This window comes from Rhodococcus sp. BP-316 (assembly GCF_019836105.1).
In the GTDB taxonomy this organism is placed as follows: Bacteria; Actinomycetota; Actinomycetes; order Mycobacteriales; family Mycobacteriaceae; genus Rhodococcoides.
The window spans coordinates 1-19,656 of the sequence record NZ_JABUEE010000008.1 but is presented as its reverse complement, the minus strand read 5'-3'; the positions used below and the strand labels follow the sequence as shown (position 1 = coordinate 19,656).

Genomic DNA, 19,656 nt, shown 5'->3' with positions numbered 1-19,656 from the left:
TCGTTCCGGTCGTACTCGGGGTGGTCGTGCGGACCTGTGTGTCCGGCGTCAGCCGAACAGCCACTGCACTCCCCTGATGAACGCCAGGTCCAGCCCACTGATGTAGGCCACCATGAACGTCACGAACACCAACACCACAGCGGTGTAGGTGACCATCTGCTTGCGGTTGGGCCAGATGACCTTGCGCAGCTCGGCGACGACCTCGCGCAGAAACTTGCGGAGCCGCTTGAAGATGTTCATCTTCGGCGTCGCTTCGGCGCGGGTGCGGCCCTCGACACGAGAGGCGGTGGCGACGGACTTGCCGGCGGTGGTCTTGGCACCATCCTTGATCAGCGACGGAGCATCGTCCGCGGACCGGGTCCGGCGGGCTGCGCGCTTGCCGGAGGGCCGGCTCGACCCGGCGGCATCGTGGGCGGCAGCAGCATCGTCGGCGACGACAGCATCGTCCGCACCGAGATCCTCGGAACCGTCGGAGCTGCTGTCGCGCGCGCCGCGCTGATCGCTCACGTCGTTCCTCTCGGTCGTTGGCAGGGTGTCTGCACTGGAATGCTCTGCATGACCACTGTCCGAAGCACCGCTTTCGAACGTGGCAGGGGCGACAGGACTTGAACCTGCAACCTACGGTTTTGGAGACCGTTGCTCTACCAATTGAGCTACGCCCCTTCGGCCGGATCGAAATCCGGTCGTACCGGCGACGGACAGCGCACAGCGCTGTACGACCCCGGAGATCTCAGTGTACTGCACTCACGGACGCCCCCGAAATCGCTGACTCGAGTCGGCGATCGGAGAGCCGGATCACGCGAGCTGGACGGTCGCGACGGCGCGACCGAAGATCTTCTTGCCCTCGTACTTCGCGGTGATGGCGACGACGGCCTTGCGGGTGTCCGCGTCGACCGACTTGATGCGACCCGTGAAATCGACCTTGGCCGGCTCGGTCTCCTTGACCAGCACGGGGCTGGTGAAGCGCACGTTGTACTCGGTGATGGCGCCCGGATCACCCGACCAGTCGGTGACGAAACCGGCGCCGAGTCCCATGGTGAGCATGCCGTGGGCGACGACGTCCGAGAGTCCGGCGAGCGTGCGCGCGACCGGATCACTCCAGTGGATCGGGTTCGGGTCGCCGGAGACGCCCGAGTAGTTCACGAGGTCACCGCGGGTGAGCTCGTAGGTGCGCTCGGGAAGGTCGTCGCCGACGGTGACCTGGTCGAACTGCTTACGAGTCATGTTTCATGACACCTTTCGCCATCTCCAGCGCGTCCTGATCGGAACCGCCGCCGGTCTTCGCCACGAGTGTCGTCCAGGACGTCATGACGTCCTCGCCGGCCTCGTCCGTGACCATGTTCTTCGTGATGATGATGTCGCTTCCACCCATCTGGCGGAAGGACTCCAGGCTCACGTCGACGGTCAGGCGGTCCCCCGCCACGATCGGACGGTGGAACTCGAGACGCTGATCCGCCTGCATGATCTGCGACAGGTCGTACCCGGTGATGACCTCGTCGAACATGGCCTTCTGCGCGATGATGCCGACGACCGAGATGAAGGTGGCCGGTGCGACGAGATGCTCGTACCCGAGCTCGGCCGCGGCGTCCTCCGAGGAGTGCGCGGGATGATCGTTCTGCACGGCCCGCGAGTACTCGCGCACCTTCTCGCGCCCGATCTCGTAGAAGTCGGGCATGCGGTAGTGGTGCCCGACCATGCTGGCGGTGTGCACCGCCGGGTCGACGGCAGGCGTGTCGCCCCGGTCGGTTGCGGTTGCGGTGACTGTCACGTCGTCGACTCCCCCGAGAATGATGTGGAACTCACCACGGGACACCCGAGCGTGGGACGAGAGACAGTCCGGACGGCTCTGTCGGGCGAGTTCGAGACGGACGGCGCCGAGCCGACTGGGTCACCGGCACCTGGACACACGTCAGCGCTGCCACGGCGACTGTGCCGGGGCAGCGCTGCTGTGCGAATGATCAGCGAGATTCGCGGTGCGCGCGATGAGTTCCGCAGTTCGGGCAGAACTTCTTGATCTCGAGGCGATCGGGATCGTTGCGGCGATTCTTCTTGGTGATGTAGTTACGGTGCTTGCACACCTCGCACGCCAAGGTGATCTTGGGCCGAACGTCAGTGGAGGAGGCCACGTCGATGCCTGCTTTCGGGTAGAGCGCGATACGGGTGCTGCGTCGGTCATGAATACCGGACCCCACTGCGCGCAGCAGCGGCGGAGTCCTCTGTCGAGTAGCGATGGCCGGACTTGAACCGGCGACACAACGATTATGAGTCGTTTGCTCTACCGACTGAGCTACACCGCCTCGGTGCCGGACGCCGGCCGGCGCTCGGTCCCGCGAGCCCCCTAACGGAATCGAACCGTTGACCTTTTCCTTACCATGGAAACGCTCTACCGACTGAGCTAAGGGGGCAGGATCGGCGCACACGAGGTGCACGTCGAAGCCTTCGAAGACATTACACAGGGGTCAGACCGCTCGCCAAATTGCCTGGTGAACGAGTTGCACGCGGCGTTTCGCGTGCCGCCTGACCCCACCCCGACGACGAGACCCCGGCGAGGATTCTCGCCGGGGTCTCGTCGGGTGTGGCAGATGTAGGATTCGAACCTACGTAGGCATAAGCCGACGGATTTACAGTCCGCTCCCATTGGCCGCTCGGGCAATCTGCCGGGATGCTCCATGGCGCCGGACACTCGTCGAGTGACCGCTCCAGGTGCGATACGCAGAATACAACGACCGCACCCCTCGATGGCAAACCGGCTGGACACGCTACCGTCGGCACCGTACCGATCACGCACGAAGGAGTGTTGTCAGTGGCTGATTCGTCGTTCGACGTCGTGAGCAAGGTGGACCGCCAGGAGGTCGACAACGCTCTGAACCAGGCCGGCAAGGAGCTGTCGACCCGCTTCGACTTCCGCGGCACCGGCGCGAGCATCGAGTGGTCCGGAGACGAGGCCATCGTCATCACCGCCGAGGCCGAGGAACGCGCGAAGGCCGCCCTGGACGTCTTCAAGGAGAAGCTCATCCGACGCGACATCTCGCTCAAGGCCTTCGACGCCGGCGATCCCGTGCAGTCGGGCAAGACCTACAAGATCACCGGCACGCTGGTGCAGGGCATCACCACCGAGAACGCCAAGAAGATCTCGAAGAAGATCCGCGACGAGGGCCCCAAGGGCGTCAAGGCGCAGATCCAGGGCGAGGAACTGCGGGTGAGCAGCAAGAAGCGTGACGACCTCCAGGCCGTTCAGCAGCTGCTCAAGGGCGAGGACTTCGGCATCGCCCTGCAGTTCGTCAACTACCGCTGACTCAGCGGTAAGGCCCCGCCATGCGCTCGAGGCGGGCGATGCGCTCCTCCATCGGCGGGTGCGTCGAGAACAGCTTGCTCGCCCGGTCACCCGCCCGGAACGGGTTGGCGATCATCAGGTGCGACTGAGCCGTGAGGCGCGGCTCGGGGGGCAGCGGGGCGGCCTGGGTGCCGCTCTGCAGCTTGCGGAGCGCGGAGGCCAGCGCCAGGGGGTCGCCGGTGAGCTCGGCACCCGACTGGTCCGCCTGGTACTCCCGCGAGCGCGACACGGCCAGCTTCACCAGTGACGCCGCGATCGGTCCGAGCATCGACACCAGCAGCAGGGCCAGCGGGTTGGCGCCCTGCCCGTTCCCGCGCCCGCCGAAGACGTTCGCGAAGAACGCGAAGTTCGCGAGTCCGGACACCACGGCCGCCATGGCGCCCGCCACGGACGAGATGAGGATGTCGCGGTTGTAGACGTGCGAGAGCTCGTGGCCGAGGACCGCGCGCAGCTCACGCTCGTTCAGCAGCGCCAGGATGCCGCTGGTGCAACACACCGCGGCGTTGCGCGGGTTGCGTCCCGTGGCGAACGCGTTGGGGGCGTTGGTGGGGCTGATGTAGAGCCGCGGCATGGGCTGATGCGCCGCGGTGGCCAGCTCGCGGACGATCGCGAAGATGCGCGGGTACTCGACCTCGGTGATCGGCTGGGCGTGCATCGACTTCAGCGCCAGCTTGTCGCTGTTGAAGTAGGCGTACCCGTTCATGCCGACGGCCAGGACGACCGCGACCACCAGGATGGTCGAGTTCTGGAACAGAGCGCCGATGAAGACGATCAGAGCCGACATCCCGACCATCAGGCCGAACGTCTTCATGCCGTTCGCGAACTTCATCGTGTGTCGCCGATCCTCTCGCCGCAGTGCTTACTGCACGAACAACGACCGAGGTGACGCGGGTAGTTCCCGTCAGCTGATGCGGGCGACCGTGTACTCGACCAGCTTGCGCAGCGCGTCGTTGGCCGGGCCCTGCGGCAGAGCGTCCAGCTCGGTGCGCGCCCGCTGGGCGTAGGTGTCGAGCGTCTCGCGTGCCTTGGCCATGCCCGGCGAACGACCCAGCAGAGTCAACGCCTCGGCCACGTCCGCGTCGTCGGTGACGGGGCCGCGCAGCAGGTGGCGGAGCCGGTCGCCGTCCGCACCCTCGTCGCGCAGCGCGAACAGCACGGGCAGCGTGTGGACGCCCTCGCGCAGGTCGGTGCCCGGCGTCTTGCCGGAGTCCGACGCGGCGGACGAGATGTCGATGATGTCGTCGGAGATCTGGAACGCGGTGCCCACCGCGTCGCCGAGACGCTCGAGCCGCTCGATGTGCTCGTCGTCGCCCCCGGAGAACGTGCCGCCGAAGCGACCGCTCGTCGCGATCAGCGAACCTGTCTTCTCCCACACCGTGGTGAGGTAGTGATCGACCGGATCCTGATCGGGCTTGCTGCCGATCGTCTCGCGCATCTGGCCCGTGACCAGCGCGGCGAACGTCTCGGCGATCGTACGGACGGCGGAGGGGCCCAGCGTCGAGACCAGGCGCGACGCGTGTGCGAAGAGGTAGTCGCCCGCGAGGATGGCGACGCTGTTGCCCCAGCGCGCATTGGCGGACTCCACGCCGCGGCGCATGGCGGCCTCGTCCATGACGTCGTCGTGATACAGCGTCGCGAGGTGCACCATCTCGAGCACGGTGGCCGCGGTGACGATGTCCGGGCTGGACGCCTTGGGGCCGAGCTGACCGGTGAGAATGGTGAACAGCGGGCGGAACCGCTTGCCGCCGGCCTTGGCGAGGTGCAGCGCCGCCTCGGTGAGGAAGTCCTCACCGTCGGACAGCTCGGTCACGAGCAGGCTCTCGACCTCGGCCATCGCCGCGCGCACGATCTCTGCGAACTCCGCGTTCCCGAGATCCACGCCCGCCACCACGGTGGCCCCACTCGCACTCGTCTCGGTCACCGCGCTCGCACCCATTTCTCGTCGTCGAACACCTCGCGCGGCTCCGGGCCTCGGCGCCGCGTCTGCCTCCAACCTATCGTGCCTGCAAGATGGAACGATGACGGATGGACGCGCACAGGGTGTGACACCGGGAACTCGACGCGTGACCGACGTTCTCGTCGTCGGAGCGGGACCCGCGGGCAGCGCCGCCGCGGCCTGGTCCGTACGAGCTGGTCACGACACGATTCTCGCGGACGCCGCCACGTTCCCGCGCGACAAGACCTGCGGTGACGGACTCACGCCGCGTGCCGTGGCCGAGCTCGACGAGCTGGGACTCGGTGACTGGGTGCGCTCGCGGGCGATCAATCGTGGCCTACGCCTCACCGGATTCGGTCAGGAACTCACGCTGCCGTGGCCGGGTGGCTCCCTCCCCGACATCGGTTCCGCGGTACCGCGTACCGAGTTGGACGACCGGATCCGCCGGGTGGCCGTCGACGACGGCGCGGTGATGATGGAGAACGCCAAGGCCGTCGATGCGGTGCTGGTGAGCGGGCGGGTCACCGAGGTGATGTTCGACACCGCCGACGGCCCTGTCGCCGTGGCCTGTCGCACGCTGATCGTGGCGGACGGGGTGCGCTCGCCGCTCGGCAAGATCCTCGGCCGTACGTGGCACCGCGACACCGCTTTCGGGGTCGCGGCACGGGCATACGTCACGAGTGACCGCAGTGAGGACGAGTGGATCACCTCGCACCTCGAGCTCCGCGACGAGGAGGGCACCCTGCAGGCCGGCTACGGGTGGGTGTTCCCGCTGGGCGTGAACGACGAGGGCACCGGCGAGGTGAACGTGGGGGTGGGGACGCTCGCCACCTCGAAGCGCCCGGCTGCCGGCGCGCTGCGACCTCTCCTGAATCTCTATGCGTCACAACGGGAGTCCGAGTGGGGTCTGAGCGGCGGCGTGCGCCGCGTGCAGTCCGCCCTGCTGCCGATGGGCGGCGCGGTCTCGGACGTGGCGGGCCCCAACTGGGCGCTCGTCGGCGATGCGGCGGCCTGCGTGAATCCGCTCAACGGTGAGGGCATCGACTACGGACTCGAGGGTGGTCGACTGATCGCCGAACACCTGGACGGCGCAGACCTGACGCAGGTGTGGCCGGCGGTGCTCCGCGAGCACTACGGGCAGAGCTTCTCAGTCGCTCGTCGCCTCGCGGGACTGCTGACGGTGCCGCGGTTCCTGCCCGCCACGGGGCCGATCGGCATGCGGTCGCGCGCGATCATGACCGTCGCCGTGCGGGTGATGGGCAACCTCATCACCGACGAGGATCGCGACGTGGTCGCTCGCGCCTGGCGGGCCGCGGGATCGACGTCACTGAAGGTGGACGACCGGCCACCGTTCTCCTGAGAGCGCCCGGCTGCCTCAGGAGCCGGGCCCGGTCAGCGCCCCGGTCGGAAGGCGTACACGGTGGTGCCGTCCGGCAGGAGTATCCCGTCGCGATCGCGGAAGCCGCACTCGAGAGACGCCACGACGCGTTGCAGCACGGGGAGCCGTGCCTGCTCGTCGAGTCCGGCGTGGACGGCGAGGGACAGTTCGGCCCCGTACAGCGCCAGGATGGCCTCGACCGCGCCGGCGAGCGCCGGGTCCTTGGCCTGGTAGAACGCGAAACGGTCCGCTTCCATCGTGTAGTCGCGCTCGTTGCCGCCCGCCAGTACCCGCACCCCGAACTCGGCCAGGTACTCCACCATGCGGCGCTCGGTGGCGCCGAAGCCGATCGACCGGCGGTCCGGCGAGAGGGTGTCGACGACGCGCTTGGTGTCCATGATCAACAGGCCCAGGTCGTTGGCGTCGAGCAGACCGAGGTCGGCGCGCATGGCGTCGCGCAGCAGACGCTGGATCTCGATCAGGAACCCGTGCTCACGGTTGAGCCGCTCGACGGCCGGACCCGGCATCGTGCCCGTCGTGGAGTAGGGCACCAGCACCCGGAGATCGAGCGACATGAGCATCTCGAGCAGCGGCGCGACGCGCTGGCGGGCCACGACGACGGTGATCGTCGAGATGCGCAGCAGTTCCTGATAGGCGGCGTCGACGTCGGCCTGCAGGTCGTCGGCACCCGGCGGCAGTGCGGTCGCGTCGGGGGCGGTCCGGCGACGTACGGCGTCGATCCAGACCCGCTGGAAGGTGGTCAGCGCGACCGACAACTCCTGGTAGCGCTCGGTGACCTGGTCGCGTACCAGCGACGTCTCGACGGCCTGGCGACCGGAATCGTGGGTCAGCTCGGCGCGGATGGTGCGCAGCTCGCGCGCGCGGCGCGTCTCCCTGGTGAGGTGCATGCGCGTGGTGCTGACGGCCCAACCGGCCCCGCCGGCGGCGACGGCCGAGGCAGCGAGGGTGGCATAGGGCAGCCAATCCGGTACGGGCATGCGCAGATCATGCCGTATCCGGACACGGTACGAACACCGATAGGTGCGTTCTCCGTATCTTTCAGTACACCGGTTTCACGGCGCTGTGCAAGGTGACGATGCCGCCCGTGAGATTGCGCCACTGCACGCGGCCCCATCCCGCGGACTGCATGCGCCGCGCGAGCTCCGCCTGGTCCGGCCAGGCGCGAATGGATTCCGCCAGGTAGACGTAGGCGTCGGGATTGCTGCTGACGGTGCGGGCCACGGCCGGGAGCGCCTTCATCAGGTACTCCATGTAGACGGTGCGGAACGCCGGGAAGACCGGTGTGGAGAACTCGCACACCACCAACCGTCCGCCGGGCCGGACCACCCGCAGGATCTCGGCGAGGCCGGCGTTGTGATCGGCCACATTGCGGAGACCGAACGAGATGGTCGCGGCGTCGAACACGTCGTCGCCGTACGGCAGGTGCATCGCGTCGCCCGCGATCATCGGGACGCCGCGCGAGAGGCCCGCGCGGAGCATGCCCTTGGAGAAGTCGGTGGCGACGCACCAGGCGCCGGACCGGCCGAGTTCCTCCGTGGACACTCCGGTCCCGGCCGCGAGATCGAGCACCGCTTCCCCGGGCTTCAGCGCGAGCGCGTCGCGCGTCGCGCGCCGCCAGCCGCGGTCCTGCCCGAAGGACAGGACGGTGTTGGTCAGGTCGTACCGCTTCGCGACTCCGTCGAACATGGACGCGACGTCGTGCGGTTGCTTGTCCAGTTGCGCTCTGGAGCCGTGTGCTGCCACACCTGAACAGTACGTGGGCCGCGCACTCACCTAGGCCGCCGTCGTCCGCCGTCCGACGTCCGAGGTGCCGATGACCGCCTCGTAGTGGCCGATCAACTGGCTGCACAGCGCGGGCCAGGTGCGATGCAGGACGGACTTGCGCGCGGACGTGGCGAACCTCGCACGCGTGGTGGGGTCGGCGAGGGCCTGCACGGCGCTCGGCAGCAACTCCTCGTACCGATCCACGGGCAGCAGGTACCCGTTGCGGCAGTGGCTCACCAGATCGCGGGGACCGCCGGCGTCGGGTCCGATCACGGGGACACCGCTCGCGAGCGCCTCCTGGACGGTCTGGCAGAACGTCTCGTGCTCACCGGGGTGCGCGAACACGTCGAAGGACGCGTAGGCCTCCGACAGGGCCTGCCCGCCCAGCTGACCGGTGAACACCGCGGACGGCATGAGCGCCTCGAGCCGCGCGCGCTCCGGACCGTCACCGACGATCACCACACGCACGCCCGGTGTCCGCTCGAGTACCGCGAGGCGTTCCACGTGCTTCTCCGGTGCCAACCGGCCGACGAAGCCCACCACCAGCACGTCGCCCGCGTCCCACTGCGCACGACGCTCCGCGTTCCGCGACGACGGCGCGAAGCGCACGGTGTCCACTCCCCGACCCCAGCGATGCACGCGGGGGATGCCGTGCGCGGCGAGTGCGTCCATCGCCGACGTCGACGGTGCGAGGGTGCGGGCACTGCCCTTGTGGATCCGGCGGGTCCACGCCCAGCAGGCACGCGAGGTCAACCCGAGACCGTAACTCTCGGCGAACCCGGCGACATCGGTCTGATAGACGGCGACGGCCGGGACGTCCAGCCTCCGCGCGGCCGCGAGGCCACCGGCACCGAGCGAGAACGGCGATGCCAGGTGCACCACGTCGGGCGCGAACGAGCGCAGCGCGGCGGTCATACCGGGGCTCGGCACGCCGACGGGCAGCGAACTCACCTTGGGGACCATCACCGACGGCACTCGCAGAACCGGGAACGAGCCGTGCGAGGTCGGTGCCGCGGGCACCCCGGCCGGCGTGTCCGGCGCGACGATCATGGCGTCGTGACCTGCGGACTCCGCATGCTCGAGCACACGGAGAATCGAGTTGGTGACACCGTTGACGTGAGGCAGGAACGATTCGGCGACCACGGCTATGCGCACACCGTGGACTGTTCCGCGCCGCGACGACCGCGATGCGAGGGCGACGTGACCAGCGGGCGAACCCCGGGCGAACCCTCCGGTACCGGGTCAGACGCGCGCGTCGCGGCGCCGCAGGTAGAGGATCGACGGGCCGGCGATCAGCCACGTGACGACGATGACGGAGAGCGCGGGCACGACGGCCACCGAGGCGTCGCGGCCGGCGACCCGCACCAGGTCGGGATCGCTGCGGGAGTACTCGACGTCGATGCGCTGACCGGCGACGAGGTTGGTCGGGTACAGCACTCCGAGCTTGGGATTGTGCATCTCGCCGTCGGGAGTCACGAAGCTCACCGCCGAGCGCAGACGTCCGGCCGACAGCACCTCGGCCGTGGCGACGCCCTCGTCCGAGGAGATGGTGTGGTCGTTGCGCCACGCCGCGAGGACCAACAGGACCGCGAGCACCGAGACGACGGTGGCGATCACCAGGAGAACGGTGGGAACGCGCGAGCGGCGCCGCACCTGGGCCCCGTCAGCCTCGGAGTTCTCGACAGCAGGCGTGTCGCCACCGGACATCTCGGCACCGGCCGGACTCGGGACGACGGGGTTCACCAGGACAGGCTAGCGACCGCACCACGCAGGACGTCGGCAGCGGTACGCCGAGTAACGTCTCCCGCCATGGGGCGGAAATTCAGTTACACCGAGGACTTCGACGTGACACCGGCGCAGGCGCACTCCGCCTTGACGGACGAAGCGTTGTGGGACAAGCGAACCAAGGAGGTCTCCGACCGGGCCAGCGTGGAGTACTCGCACCGGCCCGACGGCGGCTTCGACGTGGTGATCTCCGAGGGGGTCGGCGCGTCCGTGCTGCCGGGGTTCGTCCGGAAGGTGATTCGCGGCGACCTGGTGATCACGCGCAAGGACAGCTGGGGACCGCTCGAAGGCGACCGTGCGAACGGCACGCTCGAAGGCGGATCGACGGGCTTGACCTCGAAGGTGCGCGGAACGTTCGAACTGGTGCCTCACGGCACCGGATCGCGCCTGACCCTGAAGGGGACGGCCGAGGTGAAGGTCCCGTTCGTCGGCGGCAAGATCGAGGGCATGGTCACCGAGATGATCGGCAAGATGGTGCACTCCGAGAGCAAGCAGGCACGGGAGTACCTCGCCGACAGGGCCTAGAGGGCAGCGCGGATCGAGGCGTGCAGATCGCGTAGGCCGGACCGATCGGTGGTCACCTCGAGCACCCGGGTGCCCTCGGCGTGACCCGTGAGCAGCTTCGCGAGCTCGTCGGGATCGACCCGCCGGTGCGGGATCCGGTAGGCGGCACACAGCGCCGCGAGGTCCATGCCGTGCGGAGTGCCGAACACGCGCTCGAAGACGCCCGCGTACTGGGGATCACCCTGCTCGAGCAGTTCGAAGATGCCGCCACCGTCGTCGTTCGCGACGACGATGGTGAGGTCCCGCGGTCGGGGCTCCCCGGTGCCGATGAGCAGTCCGGACGCGTCGTGCAGGAACGTCAGGTCCCCCATCAACGCGATGGTGCGGCCGTCGTGTGCCAGCGCAGCGCCCACCGCGGTGGAGACGGTGCCGTCGATGCCCGCCACACCGCGATTGGACAGCACCCGGACGTCCTCCGCCGGGTAGCCGACCAGTGCCATGTCGCGCACCGGGTTGGAGGCGCCGAGCACGAGCAGGTCACCCGGCCGACGTGCCGACGACACGGCGGCGGCGACGTGCAGACCCGTTGGAATCGAGAGCGAGTCGAGCTGCCCGCGGACCGCGGCATCGGCCGACTCCGAGGCGTCGGCACAGCGACGCAGCCACTCGGGTGACGGTGTCCCGGTGACCAGCGCGCGCGTTCCGGTCGCCACGACGTTGCCCGAGACGTCGGGCCAGCGGGGTCCGGTGGTGAGAGCGATGACGGAGACGGCCGGATCGGCCAGCACCTTCGAGACCTGACGATGCAGCGTGGGGCGCCCGGTGATGATGGCCTGGCGCGGCGACAGCGCACCGAGCGCGAGCGGGTTGAGCGGGTGGCCGTGCAGGGGCGCGGTCGGCTCGGCGACCGTCGGCAGCCCGGCGAGTTCCGGCCGATAGGCGGCGCCGTGTCCGGAGATGACGACGGTGTCCACCGAGAGGTCCAGGTCCACCGGAACGTCGAGCGTCGCGTACTGCGTGGTGGTCCACGGGGAGCCGTCGGGACGTCCCTCCGGGGCGGGGCGGGAGTCGGCCAGGTCGGGCGTGAGGGGCTCGCGCAGCGGCATGTCGAAGTGGACCGGGCCGGCGTTGCCCGAGCGCGTACCGCGTGCGGCAGCCAGGACGCGGCACACGGCCGACCGCCACTGGCTGTTGACCTGGTCGGACTCCTCGGCGAGACCGAGGCTGATGGTCGCGCGCACCTGACCCGCGAACAGGCCGAGTTGCTCGACCGTCTGGTTGGCGCCGGTGCCGAGCATCTCGTAGGGGCGGTTGGCGCTGAGCACGACCAGCGGAATGCGGGCGTAGTTGGCCTCGAGCACGGCGGGTCCGAGATTGGCGACGGCGGTGCCGGACGTCATCACGACAGGAACGGGTCGGCGGCCGGACACGGCCAGTCCGATGGCGAGGAAGCCGGCGGTGCGCTCGTCGATGCGCATGTGCAAGCGGACGCGACCGGCGCGGTCGGCGGCCTCGAGCGCGAACGCGAGCGGCGCGTTACGCGATCCGGGGCACAGCACGACGTCCTGGACGCCGCCGCGGATCATCTCGTCGACGACGACGGCGGCTTGAGAGGTGGACGGATTCACCATTTCAGAGTGTCACAGATGCCGGACCTGCCTGAATGATCGGCCGGCCTCCAGGGCGCGCGTGGCCCTGGCACGATGAACCGGTGCGCACACACTTCGATCCGCAGACCATGGACGCCGGCGACTACTACAAGCTTCTCACCACGTCAGTGGTGCCCAGACCCATCGCGTGGGTGTCGACGGTCTCCGCGGACGGCGTACCGAACCTGGCGCCGTACAGCTTCTTCTCCGTCTCCTCCAGCGCACCCGCCGTGGTGCAGTTCACGTCGGTCGGCCGCAAGGACAGCCTGCGGAACATCGAGGAGACGGGCGAGTTCGTCGTCAACCTCGCCACCGAGTCGTTGTTCGAGCAGATCAATCAGACGTCCGCGAACTACGACGCCTCGGTGAGCGAGTACACCGCGGTCGACCTCGAGAGCGAGCCCAGTGAGACCGTCCGCCCGCCGCGCGTCGTCGCGTCCCCGCTCTCGATCGAGGCGACGCTCCATCAGGTGGTCGAGGTGGGCAACTCGTTCGTCGTCATGGGCGCGGTCACGATGATCACCGTGCGTCCGGAGTTCCTCGCGGAGGACGGGTTGCCCGACTTCGGCGCCCTCGCACCGCTGAGCCGGCTCGGCCGCGACGAGTGGGGCATGCCCCCGGCCGTGCGACGAATCCAGCGCCCCGACAGGCCTTGAGTCCGGCCGTCGACCGGTCCCGCGCTGCCCGCTGGGTGGCACTGGCGCTGGTCACGGCCGTCGTGGCCGTGCTGGCGGATCGCGTCGGGGTGCCGTCGGCGGCACTGTTCGTCGCGCTCGCCGTCGCGACGGTGTTCGCGTTGTGCAACAGAGGTCCCGGCAAGGTTCCCCGGCCGATGTCGATGGGCGCGCAGGCCGTGCTCGGCGTCGAGATCGGCACCCTGCTCGATCGGGACACGATGTCCTCGCTGGGGTCCGACTGGATCTGGGTGGTGGTCGTCTCGCTCGGCACCCTGGTGCTGTCCATCGCGGCCGGCGCTCTCCTCGGACTGCATCGTGACCTCGACGCCACCACCGGCGCCCTCGCACTCGTGGCCGGGGGTGCGTCCGGCATGGTCGCGATCGCCCGTGATCTGGGCGGCGACGAGCGGGTGGTCGCCGTGGTGCAGTACGTCCGGGTGCTGCTGGTCACCGCGTCGCTACCGTTCGTCGCCACGGTGGTCTTCTCGGCGGACACCGGACAGGGCGGATCACTCGACACCGCCTCCGCCCCGCTCTGGACGGACGCGCTCTTCATCGCGGTGTGCCTGCTGGTGGGCATCCCGCTGGGCCGACTGATCCGCCTGCCCGCACCCGCCCTGCTCGGACCGCTGCTGATCTCCGGTGCCGCGGACCTGCTGGGGTGGACGGGCGACGCCGGCGTGCCGATCCTGGCGCTCCAGCTCGTCTACATCGTCATCGGGTGGCAGGCAGGCCTGCAGTTCACCCTCGACAGCCTGAAGTCCATCGGCCGCATCATCCCGTGGGCAGTACTGCTGATCATCGCCATCGCGGTGGGCTGCGCGCTGCTCGGCCTGATCCTGGTGGGCACCACCGGTATCACCCCGTACGAGGCCTACCTCGCCACGACGCCGGGCGGTATCTACGCGGTGCTCGCGCTGGCGGCGGCGAGCAGCGTGAACGTGACCTTCGTCGTGGCGGCCCAGGTGCTCCGGGTGTTCATGATGCTGCTGGTGGTCCCGCTGTTCACCCGGGCACGCGGGCGCGGTTAGCCGTTCGCGTCCTGCACGAGCCGCGCGACGACATCGGGTGTCAGGGTTCCGTCGCCGAAGGCCACCATGCGGGCGAGCGGGACGCTCGACAGGAAGACTGCCGTCTCCGGATTGCCCATCATCGCCTGTGCCACCGACGGTCCGTCGCCGTCCTCGATGGCCGCCCGCAGCAGGTCACCGCCGCGCGGATCGTCCAGCCACTCGGTGACGGTCGACTCGGCCGTCAACGGCAGGCGGACGTCGTCGCCCGTCACGGAGACGATCGCGACGCTCCGGAGATCGCGCGACGATGCCGCCGCGGCCACGACGTACTCGCCCGGCGCCACGATCCAGGACGACACCCGGGTGTCCCAGTACGCCAGGTCGGCACGCCGGACGGTGAGAGTCACGGTCTCGGTCGCACCCGCGGCGATCTCGACCGACTCGAACGCCGCGAGCTCACGCGGAACACGGTGCGCGTCCTCGTCGGGCGCGGACACGTAGATCTGCACGACCTCCCGGCCGTCCCGGTCCCCGGTGTTGGTCACCGGCACCGTGACGTCGATGCCGTGCTCCCCCACCGTCGCGGTCACGTCGCCGTACTCGAACGTCGTGTACGACAGGCCCCACCCGAAGGGGTACGACACGTCGGTCTCGCGCGCATCGAAGCCGCGGTAGCCCACGTGGATGCCCTCGCCGTAGCGGACGACCCCGTGCTCACCGGGGAAGTCCAGGTAGGACGGGTGGTCCTCGAGCCGGAGCGGAACGGTCTCGGCGAGCCGTCCCGACGGGTTCACGACGCCGAACAGCACGTCGGCGATAGCTCCGCCGCCGGCCTGTCCCAGCAGCCACGTCTCGAGGATCGCGGGGACCTCGGTGTCCCACGGAGACGTCAGGACCACGCCGCCGTTCGACAGCACCACCACGGTGTTCTCGTTCACCGCGCGCACTCGCTCGACCAGGGCCAGATGGCCTTCCGGCAGCGCCAGCGTGGTGCGGTCCATGCCCTCGGTCTCGGGGTCGTTGCCGACGAAGACGAGGGCGATGTCGTGCGTGCGAGCGAGCTCGACGGCCTCGTTCAGCAGTCCGTCGTCGGCGTCGGTCTCCTCGGTCGACGCGTGGTCGGCGTCGTACCCGGGCGCGAACGCCACCTCGCCCTGCGCGGCAGCGGTGATCGCCGACAGCGCGTCGTCCAACCGGGTCGGGGTGATCTGCGAACTACCGCCGCCCTGGTAGCGCGGGGTGCGGGCAATCTCGCCGAGCACGGCGATCGATCCGGAACCCGGCTCGAGCGGCAGCAGACCGTCGTTCTTCAGCAGGACGATCGCCCGACTCGCGATCTCTCGGGCCAGCGCATGGTGGGCATCGTGATCGACGTCCACGGAACCGCTCGCGTCCTGCGCGCGCTCGACCAGTGCGCGTACGCGCGCCGCCGCCGTCTCGAGAGCGCCCGGATCGAGCGCACCGGACTCCGCCGCGTCGGCGACCCGCTGGTCACCGGCAGCGTCGGGTCCGGGCATCGTCAGGTCGAGGCCCGCGGCGATCGAGTCGACCCGGTCCACGACGGCGCCCCAGTCGGACACGACGGCGCCCTCGAAACCCCACTCGCCGCGCAGCACGTCCGTCAGGAGCCACCGGTTCCGCGAGGCGTGGACGCCGTTGATGCGGTTGTAGGAGCACATGACGGTCCACGGCTGCGCCTGCTCCACCACACGCTGGAACGCCCGGAGGTAGATCTCGCGCAGGGTGCGTTCGTCCACCTCGGCGCTCACGCGCATGCGGTCGGTCTCCTGGCTGTTGACCGCGAAGTGCTTGAGCGAGGTGCCGACGCCCCGGCTCTGCACGCCCTGCACGTAGGCGGCGGCGAGCGTGCCCGTGAGCAACGGGTCCTCCGAGAAGTACTCGAAGTTGCGGCCGCCGAGCGGGCTGCGCTTGATGTTGATGCCGGGGCCCAGCAGGACGGACACGTCCATCGACCGGGCCTCGGTGGCCAGCGCCTCTCCCATCCGCCGCAGCAGGTCGGGATCCCAGGTACTCGCGGTGGCGGTGGCCGGCGGGAAGCACGTCGCGGGTCGTCCGGAGAACATGTCGCTGTCGCTCGCCTGCATCCGCACGCCGTGCGGGCCGTCGGTCAGCGTGATCGCCGGGAGCCCGTCCTGCTGCTCGGTGCTCCAGAAGTTGCGTCCACTGGTGAGGGCTGCGAGATCGTTGCGTGGAGTCATGGCTCCATGATCGACGATCCGGCCGTCCGTGCGCCTTTCGCGCATCCGGGGATACGCGAAAGGCGCACAGGGGTCAGGCTGCGTACTTCTGCACCAGGGCGCCGACGCGCGGGAGAGCCTCGGTGACGTTCTTCTTCGCCGAGGGGCGGAGCGAGGAGTACGCCTTCTTGATGGTCGACTTGCTGGTCTCGTCGATGCGCGCGTCGGTGACGGACAGCAGCGCGTCGGACGCCTCGTCACCGTTCGCGGCGAGGAACTCACCGAACGTGCCGGTCGGCGCGGCCTGGTACCGCTGCCAGAACGGGTCGAGCTTCTCGACGAAGCTCGGCCACAGCTTGGCGACCGCGTCGTCGACGACGCTGGGGCTCACCTTCTTCACGGCGCCGTATCCGCCCTTGACCGCCAGGCCGGAGGCGCCCTTCTTGTCGGAGACCTCGGCGTCGATCAGCGCGCGGACGTCCGCGCGCACGGCCGGTGCGGTGTTCTCGTCGAGGAGGGTGGTCTGCAGTGATGCCACGGAAAACAATCCTGTCGTTTGGAGTCGGGCGCAAACGCCGTTCTCGGAGAAGGTTTCTGGTCGGCGCGACCCTACAACAGAGCGAGGGGATGGCACCGGGCGAGACGCTCCAGCCACCACGCCCGCCGATCGTCCGGGGCGGCGAGCTCGCGGAGTCGATCCGCATCGGGGACGACGGTGTCGACCCGCAGCCGACCGTCGACGAGTGCTCGCGGCTCGGCGACGTCGGTGACGAACAGTGCGCCGGTGCCCAGGCCGCACGCGGCACTCGACGGCAGGGCCGCCGCCGCAGCGAGTCCCGCCGACATGCCGATCGCCGAGTCGAGGGCGCTCGACACGACCACGGGGACGCCGTACTGCGCCAACTCCTCGGCGAGCCGCAGCACCGCCCGCACCCCGCCCAGCGGCGGCACCTTGACGACGGCCACGTCGGCGGCCCCGGCCCGCACCACGCGCAGCGGATCCTCGGCTCGCCGGATGCTCTCGTCGGCGGCGATCGACACTCCGCGCACGCGTCTGCGCACCTCGGCGAGTTCCTCGACCGTCGCGCAGGGCTGCTCCGCGTACTCGAGGTCACCGTTCTCGGTGAGGGCGCGCAGGGCCGTCTCGGCCTCGTCGACCGTCCAGCCCCCGTTGGCGTCGACACGCACGGTGGGGACGAGCGCCCGGACCGCCTCGACTCGTGCGACGTCGTCGTCGAGGGTCTGGCCCTTCTCGGCGACCTTGACCTTCGCCGTGCGCGCGCCGGGATAGCGCGCGAGCACGGCGGGCACCTCGGCGGCGGGCACCGCGGGCACGGTGGCGTTGACCTCGACGTGGTCCCGCACCGGATCGGGCGCGCCCTGCCAGGCCATCTCGATGCCGGCACGCAGCCACGCCGACGCCTCGGCGTCGTCGTACTCGGGGAAGGCGCCGAACTCGCCCCATCCGGCGGGTCCGGAGAACACCAGTACCTCCCGCGTCGTGATGCCGCGGAACCGGGTGCGCATGGGCAGCGACAGCACGTGGGCCGACGCGACGATCTCGTCGAGCCCGGGAGCGGGTGCCGCCGTCACTGCTGGCCGGGGAGCAACTGCACCATGAGGGCGTTGCTCTCGGCGACGAGCGTGCCGTCCTGCTTGGTCAACCGGGCCTCGATGAACGTCTTGCGACCCTCGACCTTCGTCACGTGCCCCTCGGCGACGAGCTGCTCGTTCAACGGGGTCACGGCGCGGTAGTCGATGTGCAGGAAAGCGGTGCGGCTGATCGGGCGACCGTACGCGTGCTGGATCAGCCCGAAGAGGTCGTCGAACAGCAACGGCAGCGTGCCGCCGTGGGCTGCGCCGTTGCCGCCGAGATGGAACCGGCGGAACACACCGGTGGACCGCACGCCCTCGGCGCCGTACTTCTCGATGGTCCACGGCAGCATCAGCAGACTGCCGCGGCCCGGGAGCTCCAGCGCGCGGCCCGCCGGTGACAGACCCTCCGGCACCACGTACGGCGCCATGGTCGCGGCGAGTTTCTCCGCCTGGTCGGCGGCCAGGGCGAGCTGGTCGTCCGGCAGGTCCGTGGACACCGCGAGGTCCTGGACGGTGCGCAACGCCTCGATCAACCGGCCGTAGTCCGGCGGCGGCGTGGCCCTGGTGAACTTCGGGAATCCGCCGTGGGGGGAATCGTCGGTCATCGGACGACGGTAACGCGGAGTCCGATTCGGTCCGTCGTTAGGCTGTCGAGGGTGACCGATCAGACCTCGCCGTTCCAGCCCGAGCAGTGGACCGCGGTCCCCGGCTTCGAGGACCTGGTGGACATCACGTACCACCGCCACGTCACCGACGGCACCGTGCGCATCGCGTTCGATCGCCCCGAGGTACGCAACGCCTTCCGCCCCGGCACCGTCGACGAGCTGTACCGCACGCTCGACCACGCCCGGATGACCTCCGACGTCGGCGCCGTCCTCCTCACGGGCAACGGGCCCAGCGAGAAGGACGGCGGGTGGGCCTTCTGTTCCGGCGGCGACCAGCGCATCCGGGGGCGGTCCGGCTACCAGTACGCCAGCGGCGACACGGCCGAGACCGTGGACCGGGCGCGCGCGGGACGCCTGCACATCCTCGAGGTGCAGCGCCTGATCCGCACGATGCCCAAGGTCGTGATCTGCCTCGTCAACGGGTGGGCCGCGGGCGGCGGACACAGCCTGCACGTGGTCTGCGACCTGACTCTGGCGAGCCGGGAACACGCTCGCTTCAAGCAGACCGACGCCGACGTGGGCAGCTTCGACGGCGGATACGGCAGCGCGTACCTGGCGAAGATGGTGGGGCAGAAGTTCGCTCGCGAGATCTTCTTCCTCGGTGACACCTACACCGCCGAGGACATGCACCGGATGGGTGCTGTGAACAAGGTGGTCGATCACGCCGACCTCGAGACCGTCGCCATCGAGTGGGGGCGCACGATCAACGGCAAGTCCCCGCAGGCGCAGCGAATGCTCAAGTACGCGTTCAATCTTCAGGACGACGGGCTGGTGGGGCAGCAGCTGTTCGCGGGCGAGGCGACGCGGTTGGCCTACATGACCGACGAGGCCGTGGAGGGTCGCGACTCGTTCCTCGAGAAGCGTGAGCCGGACTGGTCTCCCTACCCCTGGTACTTCTGAGAGGCGACCGACGATGGAGGTGCTGGCGAGCCGGATCATTCTGCGGCCGAAATACGTCGACGAGACCCTGAGCTTCTATCGGGACCGGTTGCGGCTCGGCATCTTCCGCGAGTATCCCGGTGGCGTGGTGTTCTTCGCGGGGCAGTCGCTGATCGAGGTGGCGGGTCACGGCGAGCCGCAACCGGTCCCGATAGAAGCTCAGGGTCTCGTCGACGTATTTCGGCCGCAGAATGATC

21 protein-coding genes, 4 tRNA genes and 1 pseudogene are annotated in these 19,656 nt (G+C 69.4%); 7 read left to right on the top strand and 19 right to left on the bottom strand.

What is annotated here, in order from left to right:
- Nucleotides 1-48: 48 nt before the first annotated feature.
- From secE to HQ312_RS16015, 8 genes are all read right to left on the bottom strand, one after another.
- On the bottom strand, nucleotides 49-507 hold the full coding sequence (secE, locus tag HQ312_RS16050) for a preprotein translocase subunit SecE (RefSeq protein ID WP_027504554.1): 459 nt from the start codon (nucleotides 505-507) through the stop codon (nucleotides 49-51).
- An 80-nt stretch (nucleotides 508-587) separates the two neighbouring features.
- Nucleotides 588-663 (bottom strand) — tRNA-Trp (locus tag HQ312_RS16045).
- A 132-nt stretch (nucleotides 664-795) separates the two neighbouring features.
- Nucleotides 796-1,224 (bottom strand): (3R)-hydroxyacyl-ACP dehydratase subunit HadB, encoded by a 429-nt coding sequence (gene hadB / locus HQ312_RS16040; RefSeq protein WP_027504553.1) that lies wholly within the window; start codon nucleotides 1,222-1,224, stop codon nucleotides 796-798.
- Nucleotides 1,214-1,768: a (3R)-hydroxyacyl-ACP dehydratase subunit HadA gene (gene hadA / locus HQ312_RS16035; protein ID WP_051613161.1), complete on the bottom strand. Its 555-nt coding sequence runs from the start codon at nucleotides 1,766-1,768 to the stop codon at nucleotides 1,214-1,216. Before hadA ends, hadB begins: the two co-directional genes overlap by 11 nt.
- Before the next feature lie 190 nt (nucleotides 1,769-1,958).
- Entirely contained in the window at nucleotides 1,959-2,126 is a 168-nt protein-coding gene (gene rpmG / locus HQ312_RS16030) for a 50S ribosomal protein L33 (protein ID WP_027504552.1), read from the bottom strand.
- A gap of 98 nt (nucleotides 2,127-2,224) precedes the next feature.
- A tRNA-Met gene (locus HQ312_RS16025) sits at nucleotides 2,225-2,297 on the bottom strand.
- Between the two features lie 35 nt (nucleotides 2,298-2,332).
- Nucleotides 2,333-2,405 (bottom strand) — tRNA-Thr (locus HQ312_RS16020).
- Between the two features lie 171 nt (nucleotides 2,406-2,576).
- Nucleotides 2,577-2,659 (bottom strand) — tRNA-Tyr (locus HQ312_RS16015).
- Between the two features lie 144 nt (nucleotides 2,660-2,803).
- On the opposite strand from HQ312_RS16015, the gene HQ312_RS16010 reads away from it, so the two are divergent.
- Entirely contained in the window at nucleotides 2,804-3,295 is a 492-nt protein-coding gene (locus HQ312_RS16010; protein ID WP_056441678.1) for a YajQ family cyclic di-GMP-binding protein, read from the top strand.
- A gap of 1 nt (nucleotide 3,296) precedes the next feature.
- On the opposite strand, the gene htpX is transcribed toward HQ312_RS16010, so the two are convergent.
- Complete coding sequence (gene htpX / locus HQ312_RS16005; protein WP_027504550.1) at nucleotides 3,297-4,163, bottom strand: zinc metalloprotease HtpX; 867 nt, start codon at nucleotides 4,161-4,163, stop codon at nucleotides 3,297-3,299.
- A 72-nt stretch (nucleotides 4,164-4,235) separates the two neighbouring features.
- Entirely contained in the window at nucleotides 4,236-5,270 is a 1,035-nt protein-coding gene (locus HQ312_RS16000) for a polyprenyl synthetase family protein (protein WP_222639251.1), read from the bottom strand.
- Nucleotides 5,271-5,352: 82 nt separating this feature from the next.
- On the opposite strand from HQ312_RS16000, the gene HQ312_RS15995 reads away from it, so the two are divergent.
- Complete coding sequence (locus HQ312_RS15995) at nucleotides 5,353-6,630, top strand: geranylgeranyl reductase family protein (RefSeq protein WP_051613089.1); 1,278 nt, start codon at nucleotides 5,353-5,355, stop codon at nucleotides 6,628-6,630.
- A gap of 32 nt (nucleotides 6,631-6,662) precedes the next feature.
- Here the strand turns inward: HQ312_RS15995 and HQ312_RS15990 are convergent, their stop codons facing one another.
- The 4 genes from HQ312_RS15990 to HQ312_RS15975 form a co-directional block, all read right to left on the bottom strand.
- Entirely contained in the window at nucleotides 6,663-7,646 is a 984-nt protein-coding gene (locus tag HQ312_RS15990; protein WP_222639249.1) for a hypothetical protein, read from the bottom strand.
- Between the two features lie 61 nt (nucleotides 7,647-7,707).
- On the bottom strand, nucleotides 7,708-8,412 hold the full coding sequence (locus tag HQ312_RS15985) for a demethylmenaquinone methyltransferase (RefSeq protein ID WP_027504546.1): 705 nt from the start codon (nucleotides 8,410-8,412) through the stop codon (nucleotides 7,708-7,710).
- A 30-nt stretch (nucleotides 8,413-8,442) separates the two neighbouring features.
- Nucleotides 8,443-9,588 (bottom strand): glycosyltransferase family 1 protein, encoded by a 1,146-nt coding sequence (locus tag HQ312_RS15980; protein ID WP_222639247.1) that lies wholly within the window; start codon nucleotides 9,586-9,588, stop codon nucleotides 8,443-8,445.
- 87 nt (nucleotides 9,589-9,675) lie between these two features.
- Nucleotides 9,676-10,140 (bottom strand): DUF3592 domain-containing protein, encoded by a 465-nt coding sequence (locus tag HQ312_RS15975; RefSeq protein WP_261782400.1) that lies wholly within the window; start codon nucleotides 10,138-10,140, stop codon nucleotides 9,676-9,678.
- Nucleotides 10,141-10,242: 102 nt separating this feature from the next.
- Here HQ312_RS15975 and HQ312_RS15970 point away from each other — a divergent pair, with 102 nt between their 5' ends.
- A complete protein-coding gene (locus HQ312_RS15970) occupies nucleotides 10,243-10,743 on the top strand; it encodes a DUF2505 domain-containing protein (RefSeq protein ID WP_027504543.1) in 501 nt (166 codons plus the stop codon).
- Here HQ312_RS15970 and menD read toward each other — a convergent pair.
- A complete protein-coding gene (gene menD, locus HQ312_RS15965; RefSeq protein WP_222631857.1) occupies nucleotides 10,740-12,350 on the bottom strand; it encodes a 2-succinyl-5-enolpyruvyl-6-hydroxy-3-cyclohexene-1-carboxylic-acid synthase in 1,611 nt (536 codons plus the stop codon). The two genes, HQ312_RS15970 and menD, sit on opposite strands and share 4 nt — an antisense overlap.
- Nucleotides 12,351-12,433: 83 nt before the next feature.
- Between menD and HQ312_RS15960 the strand changes: the two genes are divergently transcribed.
- Together HQ312_RS15960 and HQ312_RS15955 are read left to right on the top strand one after the other, a co-directional pair.
- Nucleotides 12,434-13,027 (top strand): flavin reductase family protein, encoded by a 594-nt coding sequence (locus HQ312_RS15960; RefSeq protein WP_027504541.1) that lies wholly within the window; start codon nucleotides 12,434-12,436, stop codon nucleotides 13,025-13,027.
- Complete coding sequence (locus HQ312_RS15955; protein WP_222639245.1) at nucleotides 13,024-14,079, top strand: AbrB family transcriptional regulator; 1,056 nt, start codon at nucleotides 13,024-13,026, stop codon at nucleotides 14,077-14,079. The genes HQ312_RS15960 and HQ312_RS15955 overlap by 4 nt, the downstream gene beginning before the upstream one ends.
- Here the strand turns inward: HQ312_RS15955 and HQ312_RS15950 are convergent.
- The 4 genes from HQ312_RS15950 to HQ312_RS15935 all read right to left on the bottom strand — a co-directional run bounded on the left by HQ312_RS15950 (nucleotide 14,076) and on the right by HQ312_RS15935 (nucleotide 18,460).
- Nucleotides 14,076-16,280, bottom strand: a complete 2,205-nt coding sequence (locus HQ312_RS15950) for a glycoside hydrolase family 3 C-terminal domain-containing protein (RefSeq protein ID WP_261782388.1) — start codon at nucleotides 16,278-16,280, stop codon at nucleotides 14,076-14,078. The genes HQ312_RS15955 and HQ312_RS15950 overlap by 4 nt on opposite strands.
- Nucleotides 16,281-16,353: 73 nt before the next feature.
- Complete coding sequence (locus HQ312_RS15945; protein ID WP_037184699.1) at nucleotides 16,354-16,797, bottom strand: hypothetical protein; 444 nt, start codon at nucleotides 16,795-16,797, stop codon at nucleotides 16,354-16,356.
- A gap of 71 nt (nucleotides 16,798-16,868) precedes the next feature.
- Nucleotides 16,869-17,852: an o-succinylbenzoate synthase gene (locus tag HQ312_RS15940; RefSeq protein WP_222639241.1), complete on the bottom strand. Its 984-nt coding sequence runs from the start codon at nucleotides 17,850-17,852 to the stop codon at nucleotides 16,869-16,871.
- Nucleotides 17,849-18,460 carry a PaaI family thioesterase gene (locus tag HQ312_RS15935; protein ID WP_027504536.1) on the bottom strand — a complete coding sequence of 204 codons (612 nt, stop codon included), beginning with the start codon at nucleotides 18,458-18,460 and terminating at the stop codon, nucleotides 17,849-17,851. Before HQ312_RS15935 ends, HQ312_RS15940 begins: the two co-directional genes overlap by 4 nt.
- A 51-nt stretch (nucleotides 18,461-18,511) precedes the next feature.
- Between HQ312_RS15935 and HQ312_RS15930 the strand changes: the two genes are divergently transcribed.
- Together HQ312_RS15930 and HQ312_RS15925 are read left to right on the top strand one after the other, a co-directional pair.
- A complete protein-coding gene (locus tag HQ312_RS15930; RefSeq protein WP_373425200.1) occupies nucleotides 18,512-19,420 on the top strand; it encodes a 1,4-dihydroxy-2-naphthoyl-CoA synthase in 909 nt (302 codons plus the stop codon).
- Nucleotides 19,421-19,433: 13 nt separating this feature from the next.
- Nucleotides 19,434-19,656, top strand: a pseudogene (locus HQ312_RS15925) (hypothetical protein); the annotation flags it as partial.